We start from the raw sequence: 21,557 nt of genomic DNA, 5'->3' as shown, positions 1-21,557 counted from the left end.
AGGAGGCTGCGTTGGTTCGCTCGGACGGCGCGCGGCAGATCGGGGAGGTGGCGGATGCCGCCCCCGGAAGCACGGGACAGCCGGTGCCGCGCCACGTCGCCATCATCATGGACGGCAACGGCCGCTGGGCCGCAAGCCGGGGCCTGCCCCGTTTCGAAGGTCATCGACGCGGCGTCGAGGCGGTCCGCCGAACGGTGCGCTCCGCCATCACCCTCGGCATCGACTATCTCACGATCTACAGCTTTTCCTCCGAGAACTGGCGCCGCCCGCCCTCGGAAGTTTCCGAGCTGATGGGCCTGCTCAAGCTGTTCGTCCGCGGTGATCTCGCCGACCTCAACGCCAACAACGTCCGCATCCGGGTGATCGGCGACCGTGCCGACCTCTCGGCGGACATCGCGAGCCTGCTCGACGAGGCGGAGGCGCGCACCCGCGCCAATACAGGCCTGACCCTGGTCGTCGCCTTCAATTACGGCGGGCGCCAAGAAATCCTGCGCGCGGTGCGGCGCATCGCGACGGCCGTCGCCGAGGGGCGACTGCGGGCCGACGAGATCGAGCTGCCGACCATCACCGAGGCGCTCGACACCGCCGGCATTCCCGACCCGGACCTCGTGATCCGCACCTCGGGCGAGCAGCGCCTCTCGAACTTCCTGACATGGCAGACGGCTTACGCCGAGTACGTGATCGAGCCGGGCTTCTGGCCGGATTTCGACCACGCCGCGTTCCTCGCCGCCGTCAGCGAGTACCACCGCCGCGACCGCCGCTTCGGCGGCCTCAGCGCCGGAGCCGGCCGATGACGGGCGACGAAGCGGTTTCCCCGGCCCGGCGTGCGCCCTTCGCCAACCGCGAATTCGGCCTGCGCGTCGCCTCGGCGCTGGTGCTCGGCGCCGTCGTGCTCGGCACGCTCCTCGTCGGCGGCTGGGCTTTTGCCGGCATCTGGCTGATCGCGGGCGTCGTCGGCGCTGCCGAATGGCTCGCCATGACGCGCTCCGAGCCGCTGCTGCCGCTGCTGGGCCTGACCGGGGCGACGCTGTTCGGCGTGCTCGCCGCGGTGCTGCTCGGCGCGCCCGTCTGGGTTCCGGTTCTCCTCCTGCTCGCCGGCAGCCTCGGTCTCTTCGCCCTCGGGCACGGCCCCGGCCGGCGCAAGCCGATCTGGGGCCTTCTCGGCGGCGCCGTGGTCGTCCTGGTGCCGACGCTGCTGCGGATCGACCCCGAGATCGGCATCGTCGGACCGGCCTGGATGTTCGCGGTGGTCTGGTCCACCGACAGCGTCGCCTACTTCACCGGCCGCCTGATCGGCGGGCCGAAGCTGATGCCGCGGGTGAGCCCGAAGAAGACGTGGTCCGGCGCGCTCGGCGGCCTCGCCGCGGGGATCGTCGGCGGAACCGTCACCGTGCTCGTCGCCCGCGGTCAGGGGTGGGACGCGCTGCCCGCCGTCTCGCTCCCCCTGGTCGCGGCGCTGAGCGGCCTCGCCTCGATCCTGTCGCAAGGGGGCGATCTCGTTGAGTCCGCCCTCAAGCGGCGCTACGGCGTCAAGGATTCCGGCCGCTCGATCCCCGGCCATGGCGGCGTCATGGACCGGCTCGACGGCTTCTTCGCCGTCGCCGGGCTCGCCGGCCTGTGCCTTGTCGCCCTGCGGCTTCTGAAAGTCTGAACGGAACCGATCCCGTGAGCCTCACCGTCACCGTCCTCGGCGCCACCGGCTCGATCGGCCGCTCGACCACGGACCTCCTCACCCAGCATCCGGGCCGCTTCCGCGTCGGCGCGCTCGTCGGCGGCAAGGATGCCGCGGCCCTGGCCAAGCTCGCCCTTGAGATGCGGCCGGATTTCGCCGCGCTCGCCGACGAGAGCGCCGGCCCGGCTTTGGCCGAGGCGCTCGCGGGCTCCGGCATCCCGAACGGGGCCGGCGAGAATGCGGTGCTGGAGGCGGTCGCCCGCGAGGCCGACATCGTCGTCGCGGCGGTCAGCGGCGCGGCGGGCCTCAAGCCCACCCATGCCGCGCTCCGGCTCGGGCGCACCATCGCGCTCGCCAACAAGGAAAGCCTCGTCTGCGCGGGCGACGCCTTCATGCGCGACGCCAAGCGCTACGGCGCCCGCATCCTGCCGGTGGATTCCGAGCACAATGCGCTCGCCCAGGCGATGGGCGACGGCCGCGTGTCCGACATCGCCCGGATGACGCTGACCGCCTCGGGTGGCCCGTTCCGCACCTGGACCCGCGAGCGCATCGCCGCCGCGACCCCGGCCGAGGCCGCCGCCCACCCGACCTGGTCGATGGGCATGAAGATCAACATCGATTCCGCCTCCCTGATGAACAAGGGACTGGAACTGATCGAGGCCCACCACCTCTTCGCCATCGAGGCCGAACGGCTCGACGTCATCGTCCACCCGCAATCGATCGTGCACGGGCTGATCGCGTGGCGCGACGGCGCGGTGACGGCGGGACTCGCCATGCCCGACATGCGGGTGCCGATCGCCCACTGCCTCGGCCTCGGCCTCGGCGACCGTCTGGAGATCGCCCGCGGGCGGCCGCTTGATCTGGCTGTGACCGGCAGTCTCACCTTCGAGCCGGCCGACGAGGCCCGCTTCCCCTGCCTGCGCGTCGCCCGCGCCGCGCTCGCCGAGGGCGGCGCGGCGCCCACCGTGATGAACGCCGCCAACGAGATCGCGGTCGCCGCCTTCATCCGCGGCGCGATCCCCTTCTACGGCATCGCCGAGCTGGTCGAGCGGGCGGTCGAGCACTTCGCCGGCGAGTTCCGCCGTGCGCCGGAGGACGTGGAAGAGGCGCTGGCCATCGACGCGCGGGTGCGCGCCTGGAGCCTGGAGGCGGTGCCGGCCATCCGCGCCGAGGGCCGAGCCGAGAATTAACCTTTACGAAGTGTTGTCGGGGATGGAAAACCCGGCCCCAGGGGTGTGTACGCGATTAGATCTCGCGCTCGAACGTGAGGCGTGCGACGATCCGCGACTTGCCGGCCATGGGCTCGCCCTGTCAGGGCGGACGGTTGAGACAGGGATTCGCGCTTGACGCGCACGGATCCGGCACGTGGGTCGCGGCCTGAAGGATAACGGCCATGGAATTCTTGAGCGGCATGGGCGGCAACGCCGCCGGCTTCTTCGGCGCGGTGATCCCGTTCCTGATCGTGCTGACGATCGTCGTGTTCGTGCACGAAATGGGCCATTTCCTGGTCGGGCGCTGGTGCGGCGTAGGCGTCACCGCCTTCTCCATCGGCTTCGGCCCGGAGATCATCGGCTTCAACGACCGGCGGGGCACCCGCTGGAAACTCTCGGCGATCCCGCTCGGCGGCTACGTGAAATTCGTGGGCGATGCCAACGGTGCCAGCGTGCCCGACCCGGAGGCGGTCGCCCGCATGAGCCCGCACGAGCGGGCGGTGAGCTTCCCGACCCAACCCGTGGCCAAGCGCGCAGCCATCGTCGCCGCCGGCCCCATCGCCAACTTCATCCTGGCCATCGCCGTCTTCGCGGGCGCGATCTATGTCGGCGGCCGCTACGAGACGCCGGCGCGCGTCGAGGCGGTGCAGCCGAACAGCGCCGCCGCGCGGGCGGGCTTCCAGCCCGGCGACGTGATCCGCACGATCGACGGCCAGACCGTCAACACCTTCAACGATATGCAGCGCGTCGTCTCGGCCGCCGCCGGCTCCTCGCTGGCGGTGACCGTGGATCGCTCCGGCCAGGTCCAGACCCTGACCGCCGTGCCGGACATGATCGAGGAGCGCACGCCCTTCGGCCGCCACCGCTTCGGCCGGCTCGGCATCAACGGGCCGAACGCCGGCGCGGCCAAGCTGGTGCATTACGGCCCCTTCGAGTCCCTGAAGCTCGGCGTCCACGAGACCGCCTTCGTGGTGGAACGCACCTTCGACTACATCGGCAAGCTCGTCACCGGGCGCGAATCCGCCGACCAGCTCTCCGGCCCGATCGGCATCGCCCGGGTCTCGGGTGAGGTGGCGCGCGTCGGCGGCGTCGGCGGGCTGATCGGGCTGGTCGCACTCCTGTCGGTCTCGATCGGGCTGCTCAACCTGTTCCCGATCCCGCTCCTCGATGGGGGCCACCTGCTGTTCTACGCCTTCGAGGCGGTGCGCGGACGCCCCCTGAGCGAGCGGGCGCAGGAGATCGGCTTCCGCATCGGGCTGGCTTTCGTGCTGATGCTGATGCTGTTCGCCGCCTGGAACGACATCCTCAATCTCGGTGCCTCGCTGAGCCAGCGCGGCACCTGACCCGACCTCTCTTCCCCGCCCCTTCCCTGCCCCGTATCGACGGCCCGGCGACCCCGCCGGGCCGTTCGCTTTTGCGGTGAACGCCGCCTTACTACGATCAGAACGCGAACCGGAAAGTCGTGTTGTCGATCATATTTACGCCCTATTCACGCTAATCTGAGATCCCGTGAAAAGGTGCTTCGTCGTTAAGTGGCGCGAAGGCCACGACCCCTCAAAATCCTGGTATGTCGGACAGCCGCCGCGTTTGCTTCGTGGGGGAATCCCGATACAAGCGTGGCCGGGACCAGAGGGCGGTGAGCCTTAAGGGCGGCTGCCTGCGGGTGCGAACCCGTGCTGAGACAAAAAGAGACGGGCGATTACATGATGTCGATGACGGGAAAGCGCCGGCGAAAGTCGGCGGAGCGTGCCATCGTTCTGGTCGCCACCGCCGCCACCGTGATCCTCGGCGGCGCGGCCGCGCAGGCGCAGCAGGTCGTCGTCGAAGGCAACCGTCGGGTCGATTCCGACACGATCCGCTCCTACGTCACCGGCACCGCCACCGGGTCTCCCGAGGAGGCGCGGCGCAACCTTCTCGCCACCGGCCTTTTCTCCGACGTGCAGGTCTCCGGCCGCGGCGGCACCACCGTGGTGCGCGTGCGTGAGAACAGCGTCGTCGGCCGTGTCTTCTTCGAGGGCAACAAAAAGGTCGAGAAGGGGACGCTCGAGAGCGTGGTCGAGACCAAGGACCGCGGCGCCCTGAGCCCGGCGGTGATCGCCGCCGACGTCGAGCGCATCCGCGACGTCTACAAGCGCTCGGGCCGCGGCACCGCCAAGGTCAGCTACCGCCTCGTCGACCTGCCGAGCGGCCGCTCCGACGTCATCTTCGCCATCGACGAGGGCGACAAGACCGGCATTCGCGCCATCAACTTCATCGGCAACAAGGCCTACTCGGAATCGACCCTCAAGGGTCTGATGTCCTCCTCCGAGATGAACTTCCTCTCGTTCATCAAGACCTCCGACGTCTTCGATCCCGATCGCATCTCCGCCGATCTCGACCTCGTCCGCCGCTACTACCTCAAGAACGGCTACGCCGACTTCCGCATCGTCAACGCCGATCAGCAATACGTCGAGACGGGCGAGGAGGCCGGCTGGGTCATCAACGTCACCGTCGACGAAGGCGAGCAATACACCGTCGGCGCGGTGGCCGTGGACCCGCGCATCGCCGGCATCGACCGCGAAGCCCTCGACGGGCAGATCCGCGCCCAGGTCGGCGACGTCTACAACGCCGAGGATGTGGAAAAGACGCTCGTCGGCGTCACCAACGAGGTCAACCGCCAGGGCTACCCCTTCGCCCAGGTGCGTCCCACCGGCCAGCGCGACCGCGCCACGCATCAGGTCGCCCTCGGCTTCGTGGTCGAGGACGGACCGCGCGTCTACGTCGAGCGCATCAACATCCGCGGCAACACCCGGACCCGCGACTACGTCATCCGCCGCGAACTCGATCTGACCGAGGGCGATGCCTACAACCGCGTGCTGGTCGATCGCGCCGAGCGCCGGCTGAACGGTCTGGGCTTCTTCAAGAAGGTGCGCTTCTCCAACGAGCCGGGCTCGGCCCCGGACCGGGTGGTCGTGAACATCGACGTCGAGGATCAGCCCACCGGTTCGTTCTCGGTGGCGGGCGGCTACTCCACCCAGGACGGCATCATCGGCGAAGTCTCGGTCTCCGAGTCGAACTTCCTCGGCCGCGGCCAGTACGTGCGCCTCGCGGTGCAGGGCGGCCAGTTCGCCCGCGGCATCGACTTCTCGTTCACCGAGCCGTACTTCCTCGGCTATCGCCTCGCCGCCGGCTTCGACGCCTTCTACAAGTATTCCGACCTGACCCGCTGGTCGCGCTACGAGACGACCGTCTATGGCGGTCAGCTCCGCCTCGGCCTGCCGATCACCGAGGAATTCGGCGTCACCTTCCGCTACTCGATCTACAACACCGAGCTGCGGGTGCCGAACACCATCAAGCGGCCCTACAATGATTGCTCGGTCGCGATCCCCGGCTACACCCGGCCGAACCCTGCTGGAACGATTGATCCCACGACCGGGCAAAACGTGTCCGGCCTTCCGGCCTATCCAGACTGCGCCTTCGACGGCGAGGCCTCGATCGCCCTCAAGGGCCAGCAGGGCAACGTGCTGACCTCGCTGGCGGGCGTCACCCTGGCCTACTCGACCCTCGACAACCTGCAGCGGCCGACCAACGGCTTCTATGGCGAGCTGAAGCCCGACGTCGCCGGCATCGGCGGCGACTCCAAGTTCTTCCGCGTGACGGGCGACGCCCGCTACTACAAGGAACTGTGGGAGGACGTCGTCGGCTTCGTGCGCCTCCAGGGCGGTCACATCTCGAACCTCGACGACCAGCCGCTGCGCATCACCGACCAGTTCTTCCTAGGCCCGTCGCTCGTGCGCGGCTTCGCTCCGAACGGCCTCGGTCCGCGCGACGTCGGTATCGCCGACGCCCGCTCCAACGCCATCGGCGGCACGACCTACTTCGGCGCCACGGTCGAGGTTCAGTTTCCGATCTGGGGTCTGCCGCGGGATCTCGGCCTAAAGGGCGCGGTCTTCGCCGATGCCGGTACGCTGTTCGGCTATGACGGCCGCCGCAACTTCAACGTGAACGGCGATGCGTTCATCAATGGAACGCCCGGCGGTCTGGGCGGCGTCTGTAATTACACGAACCTCGGCGCCGGTGCGATCACGGTCGAGCCCGAATGCGTGAACGTGCGCGACAAGGCGACGATCCGTTCCTCGGTCGGTGCCTCGATCCTGTGGAACTCGCCGCTCGGCCCGATCCGCTTCGACTACGCCTACGCGCTGTCGAAAGACGAGGGTGTCCAGACGGCTCTGGGCCGGGTCGGCAAGGACCAGCTCCAGGCGTTCCGCTTCTCCGGCGGCTCGCGCTTCTGATCCCCGAAGCATCGGCTTGAAAGAGCCGTGCCTGACCGTATCCCGGTCAGGCACGGCTCTTTTGCTTTTTGGTGGCCCGTCCGTTCCACTCCGAGCGGATGCCCCTTCCGACGAAGAGCGCTATAGCGGCGCCCAGCCCCCTCCCCCGCCGGCGTCGAACCTCATGTCAGATCCCGTCTTCATCGCGCCGAAAGGCGGCTTGACCCTCGGCAGCGTCGCCGAGGCCTGTGGCGTCCCGCTCCCCGACGGCGCCGACCCGGCGCAACCCGTCACCGGCGCTGCCCCCCTCGAAAGCGCAGGGCCCTCCGAACTCGCCTATATGGACAATGCCCGCTACGGCGACGCGCTGGCGACGACGCGGGCGCTGGCCTGCCTCGTCTCGCCGCGCTTCGCTCCCCGTGTGCCGGCCGGCACGATCGCCCTCGTCACCCGCGATCCCTACCGCGCCTATGCCGGACTGCTGGCACGCCTCTACGAGGAGGCGATGCGGCCGGGCTCGCTGTTTGCCGCCGCCGGGATATCCCCTGGCGCCCACGTCCACCCGCAGGCGCGGCTGGAAGACGGCGTGCGCATCGATCCCGGTGCCGTCGTCGGCCCCGGCGCCGAGATCGGCGCGGGCACGGTGCTCGGCCCCAACGCCGTGATCGGCCCCAACGTGCGGATCGGCCGTGACTGCTCCATCGGTGCGGGGGCGACCCTGACCCACGCGCTCGTCGGCAACCGCGTCATCGTCCATCCCGGCGCCCGGATCGGCCAGGACGGATTCGGCTTCGCCATGGGCGCGGGCGGCCACATCAAGGTGCCGCAGATCGGCCGCGTCATCATCCAGGACGATGTCGAGATCGGCGCCAACACCACGATCGACCGGGGCGCCTCGCGCGACACGGTGGTCGGCGAGGGCACCAAGATCGATAACCTCGTGCAGATCGCCCACAACGTGGTGATCGGCCGCCACTGCGTGATCGTCTCCGGCGTCGGCATCTCCGGCTCGACCACGCTGGAGGATTACGTCGTGCTCGGCGGTCAGGTCGGCGTCGTCGGCCACCTGCGCATCGGCATGGGCTCGCAGATCGCCGGCTCCTCCAACGTCAACCGCGACGTGCCGCCGGGCTCGCGCTGGGGCGGCACGCCGGCCAAGCCCGTGCGGACGTGGTTCCGCGAGATGACGACGCTGGCCCGCCTTGCCGAACGCGGGGGTAAGGACGAGGCCGAGTGAGATTCAGTGCTCTGCCCTGAGACCCGCCAAAGGGTTTGCCCTTTGGGAACCCGTTACGGGCTCAAGCCGCAAACAGCCTGCGGATCTCGGGTGAGGCCGCCCAGTGCTCGATCCGGTGGCAGGTCAGGGTCTCGCGTGGCTGCCGACGGTAGATCGCGAGGCTTTCCGCGACGAAGGCGTCGAGACCGAGCGTCTCGGGCGCTGCGCCCCGGCGCTGGCGGCGCTTGAAGATCGTGGAGCCCGGCAGGCCGTAGAGCATCGCCAGCGGCGGATAGACCGGCCAGATCGCGTCGTCCAAAAGCTCATCCGGCGCGTAGGCCTCGACCGCGACCGGCCGCGGCGCGAGCCCGGCTTCGCGCAGCAGCCGCCCGGCAATGTCGCCCAGCACGTTCAGGCGCGGATGGTTGATGTTGTGCATGAACAGGCCGCCCCGCGACCAGCGCAGCAGATCGCCCGAGAGGTCGAAGCCGATCGCCCGGCTCGACGCGATGAGGTCCGTGGCGGCCAACCCCCAGGCATCGAGATAGCCGAGGCGCGAAAACACGTCCTCGCGGAACAGGCCGACGATCCGCTCCGGCGAGAGCCCCTGGAGAAAGCCGAACAGGGTGATCGCCGAGTGGTAGCTGCCGAGCGGTGACGGCACCAACGTCACCCGCGCCACGGAGGCGAGGTCGCCGACATAGACCGCGTCCGGGTGGAACGCCGTGAAGACGATCGAGGGGAAGAGGCGCATCCGCGGCAGCCGTTCGCGCAGCGCCTCCGAGCCGCCCTCCGGGAAGAAGCCCGTCGGGAAGGGTTGGGAGAAGACGTGGTCGCAATCGCCGAGCGTGGCGGCGAAGGCATCGAGGCTGCGCTCGCGTTTGCCCAGCGTGCTCATCGGGATCAGCCGCACCCGCGCGCCCGGCGCGAGGATGCGCACGGCCTCCGCCACGCCCTTCGCCTGGCAATTGCCGATCACCGCGATCCGGGGACCGTTCAGACCGGCCTCGTCCGACCCGCGCCGGCCGGTCCAGTATGGCGATACGGCCCCGAGCAGCCGGGACAGCCTGAGGGCCAAGGCGGCGCCTACTCGCGCCGCAACAGGCGGTCGACGACGACGTCGGACCAGAAACCGGCACGGAAGTTTTGGGTGATCGCCTGCGGGTCGTAGCTGTGCTCGACCCAATCCAGAAAGCTCTGGCCGCGCGCCTCGCCCTCGCGGAGATAGGTCGCGAAGAACGCGTCGAGAATGCCGGTCTTGGCGAAGCGGAAATGGCCGTAGCGCGGCGAGAGCTGGCGCAAGGCCTCCCGCACCGGCCGGCCCTCGTGCAGGATCAGGAACAGGGTCGCGGCAAGGCCCGCCCGGTCCGCTCCCGACTTGCAGTGCATCACCGCGGGGTATTCGAGGCCGGCGAAGAAGTCGCGCGCCGCCAGCAGCGTCTCGCGGGAGGGCGCCTCGCGCGAGCGCAGCACGAACTCGACGAGGTTCAGCCCCTGCCGCTCGCAGGCCTCGCGCTGGAGGGGCCAGGAGCCGTGCTCACGCCCGCCGCGCAGCGACACGATCGTGCGCACGCCCTGGCGCTTGAACCACGCGAGCTGGTGCGGCGTCGGCTGGGCGGAGCGCCAGACCAGCCCGGTGCCGATCCGGTGCCGATTGAGATAGGCGAGACGGAAGATCCCATGATCGACCAGCAGCATGTTCGCCCAGGCCTTCGCCCGGGAGACGGAGCCGTCGATCGGCCGTTCGAACTTCGCGATGCGGGCCATGCGCCGCGCGTAGCGGGTCTCGGGAGGAAGGAAGCGGTTGAACACGGACGGCTGCGAGAGGCGTGTCGGAGCGTCCCTCTAACAGCCCGCGATTCGGGCGACAACGCACACCGTTTCAGGCCGTTGCCGAACGGCTCGCTTTGCCGTCATCATGCGGCATCGGCTCGCAATCGGACCACACCATGACGACGACCACGGTGAGCATCCGCCGTGCCCGCGCCGCGGACGCGGCCAACCTCTCGGCGATCTTCGACGATGCGTGGCGCGAGGCCTATCAGGGCGTGATTCCAGGGGTCGCTCTGGAGCGTTTCCTGGTCCGGCGCGGGCCGGAGACCTGGCGCGAGATGATCGGCGGCGGGCGCGGATTCGCCGTCATCACCTTCGGCGAGCGGATCGCGGGCTACGCCGCCTACGGCCGGGCGCGCGACCGGGGCATGCGGGCGGACGGAGAAATCGACGAACTGTACATCGCCCCGGAGTTCCAGGGGCTCGGGCTCGGCACACGCCTGTTCCGGGCGGTGCGCAACGACCTGATCGACCGCGGGTTCACCCGCATCGGGGTCTGGGCGCTCGCCGACAACGCCCGCGCCTGCGGCTTCTACGAGGGCCTGGGCGGCGTGGCCGGCCCGGAATCGGTCGAGCGTGTCTCCGGCTCCTGCCTGCCGAAGATCGGCTACCTCTTCACCTGATCGCGCCGGGGGGCAAAGTATCGTCACAGACGGTGGTGCGGGCTCCGGAGCCGGCCGCCGCGCGAGGCCGGAATCAGGGGCCGGACGGTGCAAACCAGCGTTTTCCGCCGCGCGATGGCGGAGGACAGGCAACTTGGCCAGAGGGACGATTTCATTTCCCGCTCGCACAATCTAAGACATCGATCGATGGGTGCGGCGTCGTAAGCCGCCCCGCACGATACACCCGCCGGACAGGGCGAAGCGTCCGACGGCCGGATTTCAGAGAGCACAGGCCCATGGACATCAACGCCATCTCGATCGGCAAGAATCCGCCGGACGACGTCAACGTGATCGTCGAAGTGCCGCTCGGCGGCGAGCCGATCAAGTACGAGATGGACAAGGACGCCGGCACGCTCGTCGTCGACCGGTTCCTCTACACGCCGATGTTCTATCCCGGCAATTACGGCTTCATCCCGCACACCCTCTCCGGTGACGGCGATCCCTGCGACGTGCTGGTGGCCAACACCCGCGCGATCATCCCGGGCGCGGTCATCAGCGTGCGCCCGGTCGGCGTTCTGGTGATGGAGGATGACGGCGGCGAGGATGAGAAGATCATCGCCGTGCCCTCGCGCAAGCTGACCCAGCGCTACAACCGCGTCGAGAACTACACCGATCTGCCCGATATCACGATCAGCCAGATCCAGCACTTCTTCGAGCACTACAAGGATCTGGAGCCCGGCAAGTGGGTGAAGGTCGTGCGCTGGGGCGACAAGGCGGAAGCCCATCGCCTGATTCTCGAAGGCATCGAGCGCGCCAAGGCCCAGAAGGTCGGCTGATTCATTCTTGACGACAAGTCTCGGGCCGCAAGCTTGCTGGCCCGAGACACCGCGTCCCCCCCTCTCCCGCAAGGGGGCGAGGGAATATCAAGCAGAAAGCTGGTGCCTACGGCACCACGCGGGTCGAGACCGAGGCGCCCGTCAGGATCGCGTTGATCGAACTCGGCGCGTGCACCGAGCCCACCACGATGGTGAGGCGGCTCTCCCGCGCCAGGGCGAAGGCGGCGGTGTCCATCACCTTGAGATCGCGGGCAATGGCCTCGTCGTGGGTGATGCGGTCGTACCGGATCGCCTCCGGATCGCGCTTCGGATCGGCCGAGTAGACACCATCCACCTGCGTCGCCTTCAGCACGGCATCGCAGCGCAGCTCCGCCGCGCGCAGGACCGCAGCGGTGTCGGTGGTGAAGTACGGATTGCCCGTGCCGCCCGCGAGCACCACGACCTGCCCCTTGTCGAGATGGTGGAGCGCCGGCTGGCGGGCATAGGTCTCGCAGATGGTCGGCATCGACACCGCCGACATGGTGCGGGCTTGGACGCCCGCGGCATTGAGCGCGGTCTCGATAGCGAGCGAATTCATCACCGTCGCCATCATGCCGAGGGAATCGCCCGTCGCCCGGTCGATCCAGCCGGCCTGGGAGATGCGCGCGCCGCGGATCAGATTGCCGCCGCCGACCACCACCGCGATCTGGATCCCGCCGGAGATCGTGGCCGCGATGTCCTCGGCCAGGGCCGCCAGCATCGGCGGATGCAGCCAGAAGCCGTCGGGGGCGGCCAGGGCCTCCCCGGAGAGTTTGACGAGGACGCGGCGGTAGCTTGTCGTCTCCGACATCGAAGATCCTCGTCGTCTCGGGTTCCGGGCGCCGCGGCTTCTAACAAGACGGGGGGCCGAACGTCGAGGGGCGACGGCATCGCTGCCGCCGCCCCCGTATGACGACCTGTGAGGATCGGTGACGACCGGAGCCGAATCAGGCTCCCGATGCGTCCTCGCCGGGCTTTTAGCGCGACATGCTCGCGACTTCGGCGGCGAAGTCCGGCCCCTCTTCCTTCTCGATGCCCTCGCCCAGCGCGTAGCGGACGAAGCCCTTGATCGCGACCTCGCCGCCGGCCTTGCCCGCGGCCTCCTTGAGGATCTGGGAGACGGTCTTGGAGCCGTCATGAACGAAGGGCTGCTCCAGGAGGGTGACCTCCTTGTAGTAGCTCTTCAGGCCGCTCTCGACGATCTTGGCCATCACGTGGTCCGGCTTGCCGGCGTTCTTGTCGCGCAGGATGTTGCTCTCGCGCTCGACCACCGCCGGATCGACGCCCGAGGCGTCGAGCGCCGTCGGGTTGGTGGCGGCGACGTGCATGGCGATCTGGCGGCCGAGCGTGGAGAGGAACTCGACATCACCCTCGGATTCGAGCGCCACGAGCACGCCGATCTTGCCGAGGCCCTCGTTGATCTGGCCGTGGACGTAGGAGGCGATCACGCCCTTGCTCACTTCGAGCTTGGCGACGCGGCGCAGGGTCATGTTCTCGCCGATGGTGGCGATCAGGTTCGAGAGCTTCTCCTGGACCGTCTCGGACGAGCCGGGGAAGGTCGCGGCCTGGAGTCCTTCCAGGGTGCCGTCGGTGTTCAGAGCGAGCTTGGCGGCCTCGCGGGCGAAGGCCTGGAAGCCGTCGTTGCGGGCGACGAAGTCGGTCTCGGAATTCACCTCGACCAATGCGGCGTGGCGGCCGGCGGACTCGACGGCCACGAGGCCCTCGGCGGCGACGCGGCCGGCCTTCTTGGCGGCCTTGGCGAGACCCTTCTTGCGCAGCCAATCGACCGCCGCTTCGAGGTCGCCGTTGGTCTCGTTGAGCGCGCCCTTGCAATCCATCATGCCGGCGCCGGTCTTTTCGCGAAGCTCTTTCACGAGTGCGGCGGTGATGTTGGCCATGGCGATCCTCTCGAGGTCTTGAAGAGCGGGACTTGAAGAGCGGGTCTTCAAGTGAATGAGCCCGGCGCTCTTTGAAAGCACCGGGCTTTGCAGGAAGATGACGATCGGGCCGCCGGGCGAAAAGCCCGGCGGCGAACGCGGGACTTAAGCCGCGGAAGCCTCGACGAAGGCGCGGGACTGCTCGACCCAACCGTCGCGGGCGAAGCGGCCGTTGAGCTTCAGGTCGGCGTCGAGCTTGGCCACGTCCTCGGGCTGCATGGCGGCGATCTGCCAGTAGTGCCACACGCCGGCATCGTTGAGCTTCTGCACGAGCTGCGGGCCGACACCGTTGAGCTTGGTCAGGTCGTCGGGCGCACCGCGCGGGGCGGCGAGCTGCTCGAAGTGCTCGGTCGACTCGGCGAGCGCGGCGACGTCGGCCGGGGCGATCGCGTCGGAGGCCACGGAGGCCGCAGCGACGTCGTCGTTTGCTGGCGGCAGCTCCTCGGCGGTCGGCTCCTCGGAGGCGCCGATGTCGAGGCCGAGCGCACCCTGGCCGCGGCCGATGCCCTCGATCGCCGCGCGGGCGATGAGGTCGCAGTACAGCGCGATGGCGCGGCCGGCGTCGTCGTTGGCCGGGACGATGTAGGAGATGCCGTCCGGGTTGCAATTGGTGTCGACGATGGCCGCGACCGGGATGCCGAGGCGCTGGGCCTCCTTGATCGCGAGCTGCTCCTTGTTGGTGTCGATCACGAACAGCAGGTCGGGCACGCCGCCCATGTCCTTGATGCCGCCGAGCGCCTTCTCGAGCTTGTCCTTCTCGCGGGTCAGCATGAGGCGCTCCTTCTTGGTGAGGCCGACGGCCCCGCCTTCGAGCGTCTCGTCCACCTTGCGCAGGCGCTGGATCGAGCCGGAGATGGTCTTCCAGTTGGTCAGCATGCCGCCGAGCCAGCGGGAGTTGACGTAGTACTGGGCCGAGCGCTTGGCCGCCTCGGCGATCGAATCCGCCGCCTGGCGCTTGGTGCCGACGAACAGCACGCGGCCGCCGCGGGCGACCGTGTCGCTCACCGCCTGAAGGGCGGCGTGGAGCGCCGGCACGGTCTGGGCGAGGTCGATGATGTGGATGTTGTTACGGGTGCCGAAGATGTAGGGCTGCATCTTCGGGTTCCAGCGGTGCGACTGGTGCCCGAAATGGGCGCCGGCCTCGAGGAGCTGGCGCATAGAGAAATCGACGGCCATGATCTTTGGTCTCTCCGGTTGATACCGCCGCGGAGGAGTAGCTGGCCGATCGGCCGGCCACCGGAAACGCCCCATTCAGGCATGGGGCCGGCTCCGCGTGTGGGATGGGCGGGGCGTTAGCAGATGCGGGCGAAGGACGCAAGGCGAGGCCGGAACCGTGCCCGCGTTCCGGCCCTGATGCTCCGCCGGTCGTCCCTGCCCCGGCCCGCCGATCCGACGCGGCGGTCGCAGCCGCAATCGCCGCCTCAGGCCGCCCTCACCGTGGCGAGGAAGCGGGACATCTCCGCATTCAGGCGCTCGGCCTGCCGGGACAGGTCCCAGGCCGGGTGCAGCACCTGAGACGCCGCCCCGGTCTCCTTCGTCGGAATGCACTTTCGCTGCACCGGTGAAGCATAGTGCTTCGCCCGACAGGGACGACTGCCCCCTTCTTCCGCCCGCGTGAACGGCGGACGCCAACCTCGACGCGGTCGCCTTGCGCGCCGTCTTCCTCGCGGGCGCCGAGGAAAGCTTGCGCCCCGATCCATGTGGGGCAACGCCGCGCTTGCCTGGGGGCTTTTTCAGATCCGGTGCGGGCCTCATCGAAGCTCCGCCAAATACAGTTGCCGTTCCGTCTCAAAAAACATCCGTTTCGTTGGAATAAGCGCACCGCGACATCGCTGTTGCAGCCACGCTACAGCGCATTTCTCCGGCTTATGAGCATAGCTGAGGGACAGGCAAGCTCGAATCCAATCAACACAACTCATTACCAAATTAAGTTGGAATGTTCGATCTTTAATATCTTCGCCGTTGCACACTACGCCCGAAGCAAATGCAGTCATAGAGTGGAATGTGGAGTGACATGGGCCGGCTGACATCCCGAGGACGGCGCGCGCGCCGCGCACTCACGACCGCGACAGGATTCGCGACAGGATTTCTGGGTGCCGCGTTGACGGTGCCGGCTCAGGCCGCGCCGACGAACGAGGAACTCTACGAGATGCTTCGCTCGGTCCAGGCCGAGCAGCAGCGGCTGAAGCGCGAGAACCAGGAAACCAAGGCCGCGCTCATCGAGGCGAGGCAGCGGCTGCGCGTGCTCCAGGGAGCGCCGCGCCCCTCGCCGCCCCGCGCCACCGCCGGAGACCTTCCGGCCCCGATCGGGCGGGCCGCGCCCCTGCGCGCCGTCTCGGGGGTCGTCGGTGCGATCGAGGGCGGGGCCGGTAGCTTCCGGGCGGGAAGCGGCGCCTACGCTGCCGGGTCGCTGGCGTTTCCCATCGGGCAATCTTTCGGATTCCAGGCGGACCTCGCGACGATCGCCCATGGCGGCGACCTCGGACTGGGAGCGGCCGGACATGCCTTCTTCCGCGACCCGACGAAGGGTCTGATCGGCCTCTACGGCTCCGTCGATTACGCGACCGCCCTTCGAAGCTACGGCCTTCAAGACGTCGGCACGACGACCGGCCGCATCGCCGGCGAGGGCGCCCTGTTCCTTGACCGCTTCACGGTCGAGGGCATCGCCGGCTGGCAGCTTGGCGATCGGGCGGAGCGGTTCTTCGATCAGGTCGACGTGGTCTGGTACGCGACGGACGACCTTCGCTTCAGTCTCGGCCATCGCTACGAGAACCGGATCAATTCCGTTGCCGCCGGCGCCGAGTATCTGCTCCCGCTGCTGAGCCCCGTGGGCGTATCGGTCTTCGCCGAGGGCCGCGTCGGAGAGCGCGACTACCGCGCCGGCCTCGGCGGTCTTCGCGTCTATTTCGGCCAGGAAGACAAGTCGCTGCTGCGGCGGCAGCGCGAGGATACGCTCAAGGTGCGCCTGATCGATCCCTTCGCAGCGCGTCCGAAAGGGTTCCGCGTCGTTCCGGCGGTCGGCCCGCAGGGTCCGGCCGGGCCACAAGGCGCGACCGGCGCGCAAGGGCCGACGGGGGCACAGGGGACCCCCGGTGCGACTGGAGCGCAAGGGCCGACCGGGGCACAGGGGGCGCCTGGCGCAACCGGGGCACAAGGACCGACCGGGGCGCAGGGCGTGGCCGGAGGACAGGGGCCGACCGGCGCGACAGGGACAGCGGGTGCGCCCGGCGCGACAGGGCCGCAGGGACCGGCCGGAGTGCAAGGAGTGGCCGGACCGCAAGGGCCGACGGGCGCAACCGGGGCGCAGGGACCGGAAGGAGCACAGGGCGCAACCGGGGCGCAGGGGCCGACCGGGCCGCAAGGGCCGACGGGCGCAACCGGGGCGCAGGGACCGCAGGGTCCAACAGGGCCGCAAGGGCCGGAGGGACCGCCCGGAGAGGGAGGGGTCTTCCCTTTCCCTCCCGTTTAAGGAGCGCCCGGCGCCGGGCCGAGCACCGGTTCGGTGGCGAAGGGCGCGTCGAACGAGGAGCGCGCGACGCGCAAGGCCGCCCCCGGGGGCAGCCTTGCACAATCCGGGTGCGACCGACCGTGGCGGCGCCCCCGAAACCCGCCGCGCTCAGGCGGCGGAGGCCACCGCCGGCGAGATCATCTTGCGCGCCTTCTTGTCCTCGGTGGTGCCGAGGAAGGCCTGGGCCTCCTCCTTGCGCTCGAAGACGTGGGGGGCGACGCCGCGCTTGGTCAGCGCCTCCTCCATCTTGAGGCGCAGGAAGGCGCTGGTCGCGTAGCGCGTCGTCGTGGCGTAGTAGTTCGCCTGGAGATATTGGATCATCCCGGCATAGTCGTCGTAGAGGTTCTCGTTGAGCCGGAAGCCGTCGTGGTTGATCACGGCGTTGACCCGCTGCCCGGCCTTGCGGCAGGCGTCGACGATGGTCATGCGCAGCTCGTCCATGTCGCTCTTCACCCGGCAGTACCAGCCTTCCAGGTTGATGAAGAGGATGTTGCGCTCGGCATCCAGGCTGACGCGCGATTTGAGGTCGAGGTTGAGCAGATCCGAGATCAGCTCCATCGGATCCTCGCGGAAGATGCGCGGATCCATCGGCACCGGGTTCCGCACGATCGGCGCGAAATCCATGTGGGCGAGGATGTCGCGCTCGATGTCGATGCCCGGCGCCACCTCGATCAGTTCGAGCCCCTCTTTCGTGAGCTGGAAGACGCAGCGCTCGGTGACGTAGATCACCGGCTGCGAGCGCTCGACCGCGTAGGGGCCCGAGAAGGTATTCTGCTGCACTTGCGTCACGAATTTGCGGGCGCGGCCCTCGGTGACGATCGTCACCTGACCGTCCTGCACCGCGATCTCCAGACCGCCCGCGGTAAAGGTGCCGGCGAAGACGACCGAGCGGGCGTTCTGCGAGATATTGATGAAGCCGCCGCAGCCGTTGAGCTTGCCCCCGAACTTCGAGGTGTTGACGTTGCCGGCCCCGTCGCACTCGGCCATGCCGAGGCAGGTCATGTCGAGGCCGCCGCCGTCGTAGAAATCGAACATCTGGTTCTGGTCGATGATGCAGTCGGCGTTCGTGGCCGCGCCGAAGCTCGAGCCCGAGGCCAGCACGCCGCCGACGGCGCCGGCTTCCGTCGTCAGGGTGATGTAGGGGGTGATCTTCTCCTCGTTGGCGACGGAGGAGATGCCCTCAGGCGCGCCGACACCGAGATTGACCACGCCGTTGGGCGGCAGCTCGAAGGCGGCGCGCCGGGCGATGATCTTGCGCTCGTTGAGCGGCATGCGCTTGATGCCGGTGACCGGCACCCGGATCTCGCCCGCGAGCGCCGCGTCGTACATCACGCCGTAGTTCATGCGGTGCATCTCGGGCTCGGCCACGACGACGCAATCCACGAGAATGCCGGGGACGCGCACGTCCTTGGGCAGCAGGTAGCCGTCATCGACGATGCGCTCGACCTGGGCGATGACGATGCCGCCGTTGTTGCGCGCGGCCATGGCCTGGGCGAGGCAGTCGAGGGTCAGCGCCTCCTTCTCGAAGGAGAGGTTGCCCGACGGATCGGCGGAGGTGGCGCGGATGAAGGCGACATCGATCTTGGTGGCGGTGTAGAACAGCCACTCCTCGCCATCGACCTCGACGAGCTTGACGATGTCCTCGGTGGTCAGTTCGTTGACCTTGGCGCCGCCATGGCGCGGATCGACATAGGTCTTGAGCCCGACCTTCGAGAACAAGCCCGGCTGGCCGGCGGCGCAGGCGCGGTAGAGCTGCGAGATCACGCCCTGGGGCAGGTTGTAGCCGCGGATCTGATTGGCCTGCGCCGCTTGGGCCACCTTCGGCATGCGACCGAAATTGGCGGCGATGACGCGGGAGAGAAGCCCGTCGTGATGCAGGCGGCCGGTGCCCAGCCCTTTGCTGTCGCCCGCGCCCGCAGTCATGATCAAGGTCAGGCCACGCGGCGAACCGGTGTCGACGAAGCGCTTCTCCAACGCCGCGTGCAGCGCCTCCGGGATGCAGCTCTGGACGAAGCCGGTCGTGGTGAGGACGTCGTTCTCGCGAATCAGCGCGATCGCTTCCCCAGCCGTGATGACCTTGTTCTTCTTCATAGGCCCCGCCGTCCTCCACTTTCCTGGCCCGGCCGGACGGTACCGCCCGCCTCTTGCCGCTTCCGCCTGGAATATTGTCGGCCGCCCCTGTGAGGCCGGACAAGTCCCGGCCTCACAGGGGCGGCTGAATTCTGCATACAATTATCGTTGCAGTGCATCGATGTGCTGACGCACCGCAAGAAACTGCACGTCTTGTCTGTGACAATACCCGAAAACCTTCCCAGGATACGCCTGAAAAACACTTCGTTCCAGATTGAGAAAAATTGCAGGTGGTCTCTGACGGGCCGCGGCACCGGAGATGCCTCCTGCGACCGGAGGGATTGGGAAGCAGCCTCCCGCCTGCCGCGCTTGCTCGTGCCGCGGCGCGTGATTACGAGAGCCGCGAGGCCCGGACCATCTTTCGGGCCGCCGCACACTCGAAGACCTTTCGGAGATCTCCCATGGGCTTTCTCGCCGACGCCCTCTCGCGGGTGAAGCCGTCCGCGACCATCGCGATGACCCAGAAGGCGCGCGAGCTGAAAGCCTCGGGCGTCGATGTCATCAGCCTCTCGGTCGGCGAGCCGGATTTCGACACGCCCGACCACATCAAGGAGGCGGCGATCGACGCGATCCGCCGCGGCGAGACCAAGTACCCGCCCGTCTCCGGCATCAACCCGCTGCGCGAGGCGATCGTCAAGAAGTTCAAGCGCGAGAACGGGCTCGACTACAAGGTCTCGCAGACCATCGTCGGCACCGGCGGCAAGCACGTCATCTACAACGCCCTGCTGGCCACCCTGAACCCCGGCGACGAGGTGGTGATCCCCCGCCCCTACTGGGTGTCCTACCCGGAGATGGTGGTGCTGTGCGGCGGCACGCCGGTCTTCGCCGAGACCGACATGGCGCACGATTTCAAGCTCCAGCCGGAGGAGCTGGAGCGCGTCATCACGGGCAAGACCAAGTGGATCATCCTCAACTCGCCGTCGAACCCGTCGGGTGCCGCCTACACCCGTGACGAGATGAAGAAGATCACCGACGTGCTGATGCGCCATCCGCAGGTCTGGGTGCTCACCGACGACATGTACGAGCACCTGACCTACGGCGACTTCGAATTCGTCACGCCCGCGCAGGTCGAGCCCGGCCTGTACGAGCGCACGCTGACCATGAACGGCGTCTCGAAGGCCTATGCCATGACCGGCTGGCGCATCGGCTACGCCGCCGGCCCCGAGCAGCTCATCAAGGCGATGGACTTCGTCCAGGGTCAGCAGACCTCGGGCGCCTCCTCGATCTCGCAATGGGCGGCGGTGGCCGCGCTCGACGGCACGCAGGAGCACCTCGCGCGCTTCAAGGCGGCGTTCCAGGAGCGGCGCGACCTCGTGGTCTCGATGCTCAACCAGACCAACGGCCTGAAATGCCCGGTGCCGGAAGGCGCGTTCTACGTCTACCCGTCCTGCGCCGAGCTGATCGGCAAGACGACCGAGACCGGCAAGACCCTCGGCTCGGACGAGGACTTCGTCACCGAGCTGCTCCAGGCGGAGGGCGTCGCCGCGGTCCACGGCTCGGCCTTCGGCCTCGGCCCCAACCTGCGCATCTCCTACGCCACCTCCAACAAGACCCTGGAGGAGGCCTGCCGCCGCATCCAGCGCTTCTGCGGCTCGCTGCGGTAGGCGGTCCTTCGGGGCAAAGCGTCGCCCGACGGGCAGCGGCGTCACGGCACGGTTGCCGTCGGCGGCGCAGGCCTCTACATCGGCCCTCCCCGCGGCCGATGCGCCCGATGGTTTCGCGAGCCCTCTCGGGCCTGCGTGGTGGCGGGGCCGGCAGTGACGGGGCGGTGCGGACCAGTTCTCTGCGCCGTTCCTGTGACGCTCAGTGGGCCGAGCGGCTGCAGGTGCGTCGGGAGCGCGGGGAACAGGAACCGCGACCCCGGCGCAAGGCCCACCTACCTGAATTCCCTCGCCCGAATTCCCTTGGCCCCAGACCGGCACGCGTCCGGTCCGGGGCCGGGCCTGGGATATCGGCGAGCGAAGCGTTAACGGTCTTTCTCAAGGGAAAGCGAACCGCTCGTGGGCGATCTATCGCAGACCATCGCCTAAAGGTCGCACCATGTCTCAGGTCGCCAGAGCCCGCACGTCCGCCCGCCAGTATCTGCCGGAATCGAAGCTCGACGACCTCGCCAGCAGCCTGCGGCGGTTGGCCAACCATCGCGGCCTCGTCCGCAGCGAAATCGCCAGCCCGATGCTGCTGCGCCTGCTGCCGCCGCCGCGGCGGGTCGAGGATAAGAAGTACGAGGCCGATCTGCGCCAGCGCCTCACGGATGCCAACCTCGACGGGCCGCGCATCGCCTACCTGATGGCCGATGCCGAGCGGGAAATCGCGGTCGCGCATACCCGTCTGTCGGGCTGAA

18 protein-coding genes are annotated in these 21,557 nt (G+C 68.7%); 11 read left to right on the top strand and 7 right to left on the bottom strand.

The features are described 5' to 3' along the window. Positions 1–11: 11 nt before the first annotated feature. From Y590_RS09555 to lpxD, 6 genes are all read left to right on the top strand, one after another. The gene (locus Y590_RS09555; RefSeq protein WP_060769653.1) at positions 12–794 is read left to right on the top strand and encodes an isoprenyl transferase; all 783 of its coding nucleotides are present in this window, start codon (positions 12–14) and stop codon (positions 792–794) included. Next, on the top strand, positions 791–1,651 hold the full coding sequence (locus tag Y590_RS09550; RefSeq protein ID WP_060769652.1) for a phosphatidate cytidylyltransferase: 861 nt from the start codon (positions 791–793) through the stop codon (positions 1,649–1,651). The genes Y590_RS09555 and Y590_RS09550 overlap by 4 nt, the downstream gene beginning before the upstream one ends. A 14-nt stretch (positions 1,652–1,665) precedes the next feature. After that, positions 1,666–2,862 (top strand): 1-deoxy-D-xylulose-5-phosphate reductoisomerase, encoded by a 1,197-nt coding sequence (dxr, locus tag Y590_RS09545; RefSeq protein WP_060769651.1) that lies wholly within the window; start codon positions 1,666–1,668, stop codon positions 2,860–2,862. 203 nt (positions 2,863–3,065) lie between these two features. Continuing rightward, a complete protein-coding gene (gene rseP / locus Y590_RS09540; protein ID WP_060769650.1) occupies positions 3,066–4,226 on the top strand; it encodes an RIP metalloprotease RseP in 1,161 nt (386 codons plus the stop codon). Positions 4,227–4,586: 360 nt separating this feature from the next. Continuing rightward, positions 4,587–7,157 (top strand): outer membrane protein assembly factor BamA, encoded by a 2,571-nt coding sequence (gene bamA / locus Y590_RS09535; RefSeq protein WP_060769649.1) that lies wholly within the window; start codon positions 4,587–4,589, stop codon positions 7,155–7,157. Positions 7,158–7,320: 163 nt separating this feature from the next. Beyond that, entirely contained in the window at positions 7,321–8,373 is a 1,053-nt protein-coding gene (gene lpxD / locus Y590_RS09530; RefSeq protein WP_060769648.1) for a UDP-3-O-(3-hydroxymyristoyl)glucosamine N-acyltransferase, read from the top strand. Between the two features lie 61 nt (positions 8,374–8,434). Here the strand turns inward: lpxD and Y590_RS09525 are convergent, their stop codons facing one another. After that, a complete protein-coding gene (locus Y590_RS09525; protein WP_060769647.1) occupies positions 8,435–9,430 on the bottom strand; it encodes a WcbI family polysaccharide biosynthesis putative acetyltransferase in 996 nt (331 codons plus the stop codon). 8 nt (positions 9,431–9,438) lie between these two features. Further along, positions 9,439–10,164 (bottom strand): fused DSP-PTPase phosphatase/NAD kinase-like protein, encoded by a 726-nt coding sequence (locus Y590_RS09520; RefSeq protein ID WP_003598038.1) that lies wholly within the window; start codon positions 10,162–10,164, stop codon positions 9,439–9,441. Positions 10,165–10,301: 137 nt separating this feature from the next. On the opposite strand from Y590_RS09520, the gene Y590_RS09515 reads away from it, so the two are divergent. Together Y590_RS09515 and ppa are read left to right on the top strand one after the other, a co-directional pair. Then, on the top strand, positions 10,302–10,808 hold the full coding sequence (locus Y590_RS09515) for a GNAT family N-acetyltransferase (protein ID WP_060769646.1): 507 nt from the start codon (positions 10,302–10,304) through the stop codon (positions 10,806–10,808). A 275-nt stretch (positions 10,809–11,083) separates the two neighbouring features. After that, entirely contained in the window at positions 11,084–11,623 is a 540-nt protein-coding gene (gene ppa, locus Y590_RS09510; RefSeq protein WP_060769645.1) for an inorganic diphosphatase, read from the top strand. Positions 11,624–11,729: 106 nt separating this feature from the next. On the opposite strand, the gene pyrH is transcribed toward ppa, so the two are convergent. The 4 genes from pyrH to Y590_RS26815 form a co-directional block, all read right to left on the bottom strand. Further along, positions 11,730–12,452: a UMP kinase gene (pyrH, locus tag Y590_RS09505; RefSeq protein WP_060769644.1), complete on the bottom strand. Its 723-nt coding sequence runs from the start codon at positions 12,450–12,452 to the stop codon at positions 11,730–11,732. A gap of 166 nt (positions 12,453–12,618) precedes the next feature. Further along, a complete protein-coding gene (gene tsf / locus Y590_RS09500; RefSeq protein ID WP_060769643.1) occupies positions 12,619–13,539 on the bottom strand; it encodes a translation elongation factor Ts in 921 nt (306 codons plus the stop codon). A gap of 144 nt (positions 13,540–13,683) precedes the next feature. Further along, complete coding sequence (locus Y590_RS09495; RefSeq protein ID WP_060769642.1) at positions 13,684–14,754, bottom strand: 30S ribosomal protein S2; 1,071 nt, start codon at positions 14,752–14,754, stop codon at positions 13,684–13,686. 245 nt (positions 14,755–14,999) lie between these two features. Further along, on the bottom strand, positions 15,000–15,137 hold the full coding sequence (locus Y590_RS26815) for a hypothetical protein (RefSeq protein WP_158509744.1): 138 nt from the start codon (positions 15,135–15,137) through the stop codon (positions 15,000–15,002). Between the two features lie 542 nt (positions 15,138–15,679). Here Y590_RS26815 and Y590_RS09490 point away from each other — a divergent pair. Continuing rightward, on the top strand, positions 15,680–17,047 hold the full coding sequence (locus tag Y590_RS09490; protein ID WP_060769641.1) for a collagen-like domain-containing protein: 1,368 nt from the start codon (positions 15,680–15,682) through the stop codon (positions 17,045–17,047). Between the two features lie 147 nt (positions 17,048–17,194). Here the strand turns inward: Y590_RS09490 and Y590_RS09485 are convergent, their stop codons facing one another. Beyond that, complete coding sequence (locus Y590_RS09485; RefSeq protein WP_060769640.1) at positions 17,195–19,177, bottom strand: acyl CoA:acetate/3-ketoacid CoA transferase; 1,983 nt, start codon at positions 19,175–19,177, stop codon at positions 17,195–17,197. A 440-nt stretch (positions 19,178–19,617) separates the two neighbouring features. Between Y590_RS09485 and Y590_RS09480 the strand changes: the two genes are divergently transcribed. Together Y590_RS09480 and Y590_RS09475 are read left to right on the top strand one after the other, a co-directional pair. Further along, positions 19,618–20,820 carry a pyridoxal phosphate-dependent aminotransferase gene (locus tag Y590_RS09480; protein WP_060769639.1) on the top strand — a complete coding sequence of 401 codons (1,203 nt, stop codon included), beginning with the start codon at positions 19,618–19,620 and terminating at the stop codon, positions 20,818–20,820. 436 nt (positions 20,821–21,256) lie between these two features. After that, positions 21,257–21,556 (top strand): hypothetical protein, encoded by a 300-nt coding sequence (locus Y590_RS09475; protein WP_060769638.1) that lies wholly within the window; start codon positions 21,257–21,259, stop codon positions 21,554–21,556. The last annotated feature ends 1 nt before the right edge of the window (position 21,557 follow it).

This window comes from Methylobacterium sp. AMS5 (assembly GCF_001542815.1).
Classification (GTDB): Bacteria; Pseudomonadota; Alphaproteobacteria; order Rhizobiales; family Beijerinckiaceae; genus Methylobacterium.
This window is presented reverse-complemented; position numbering and strand designations above follow the sequence as displayed.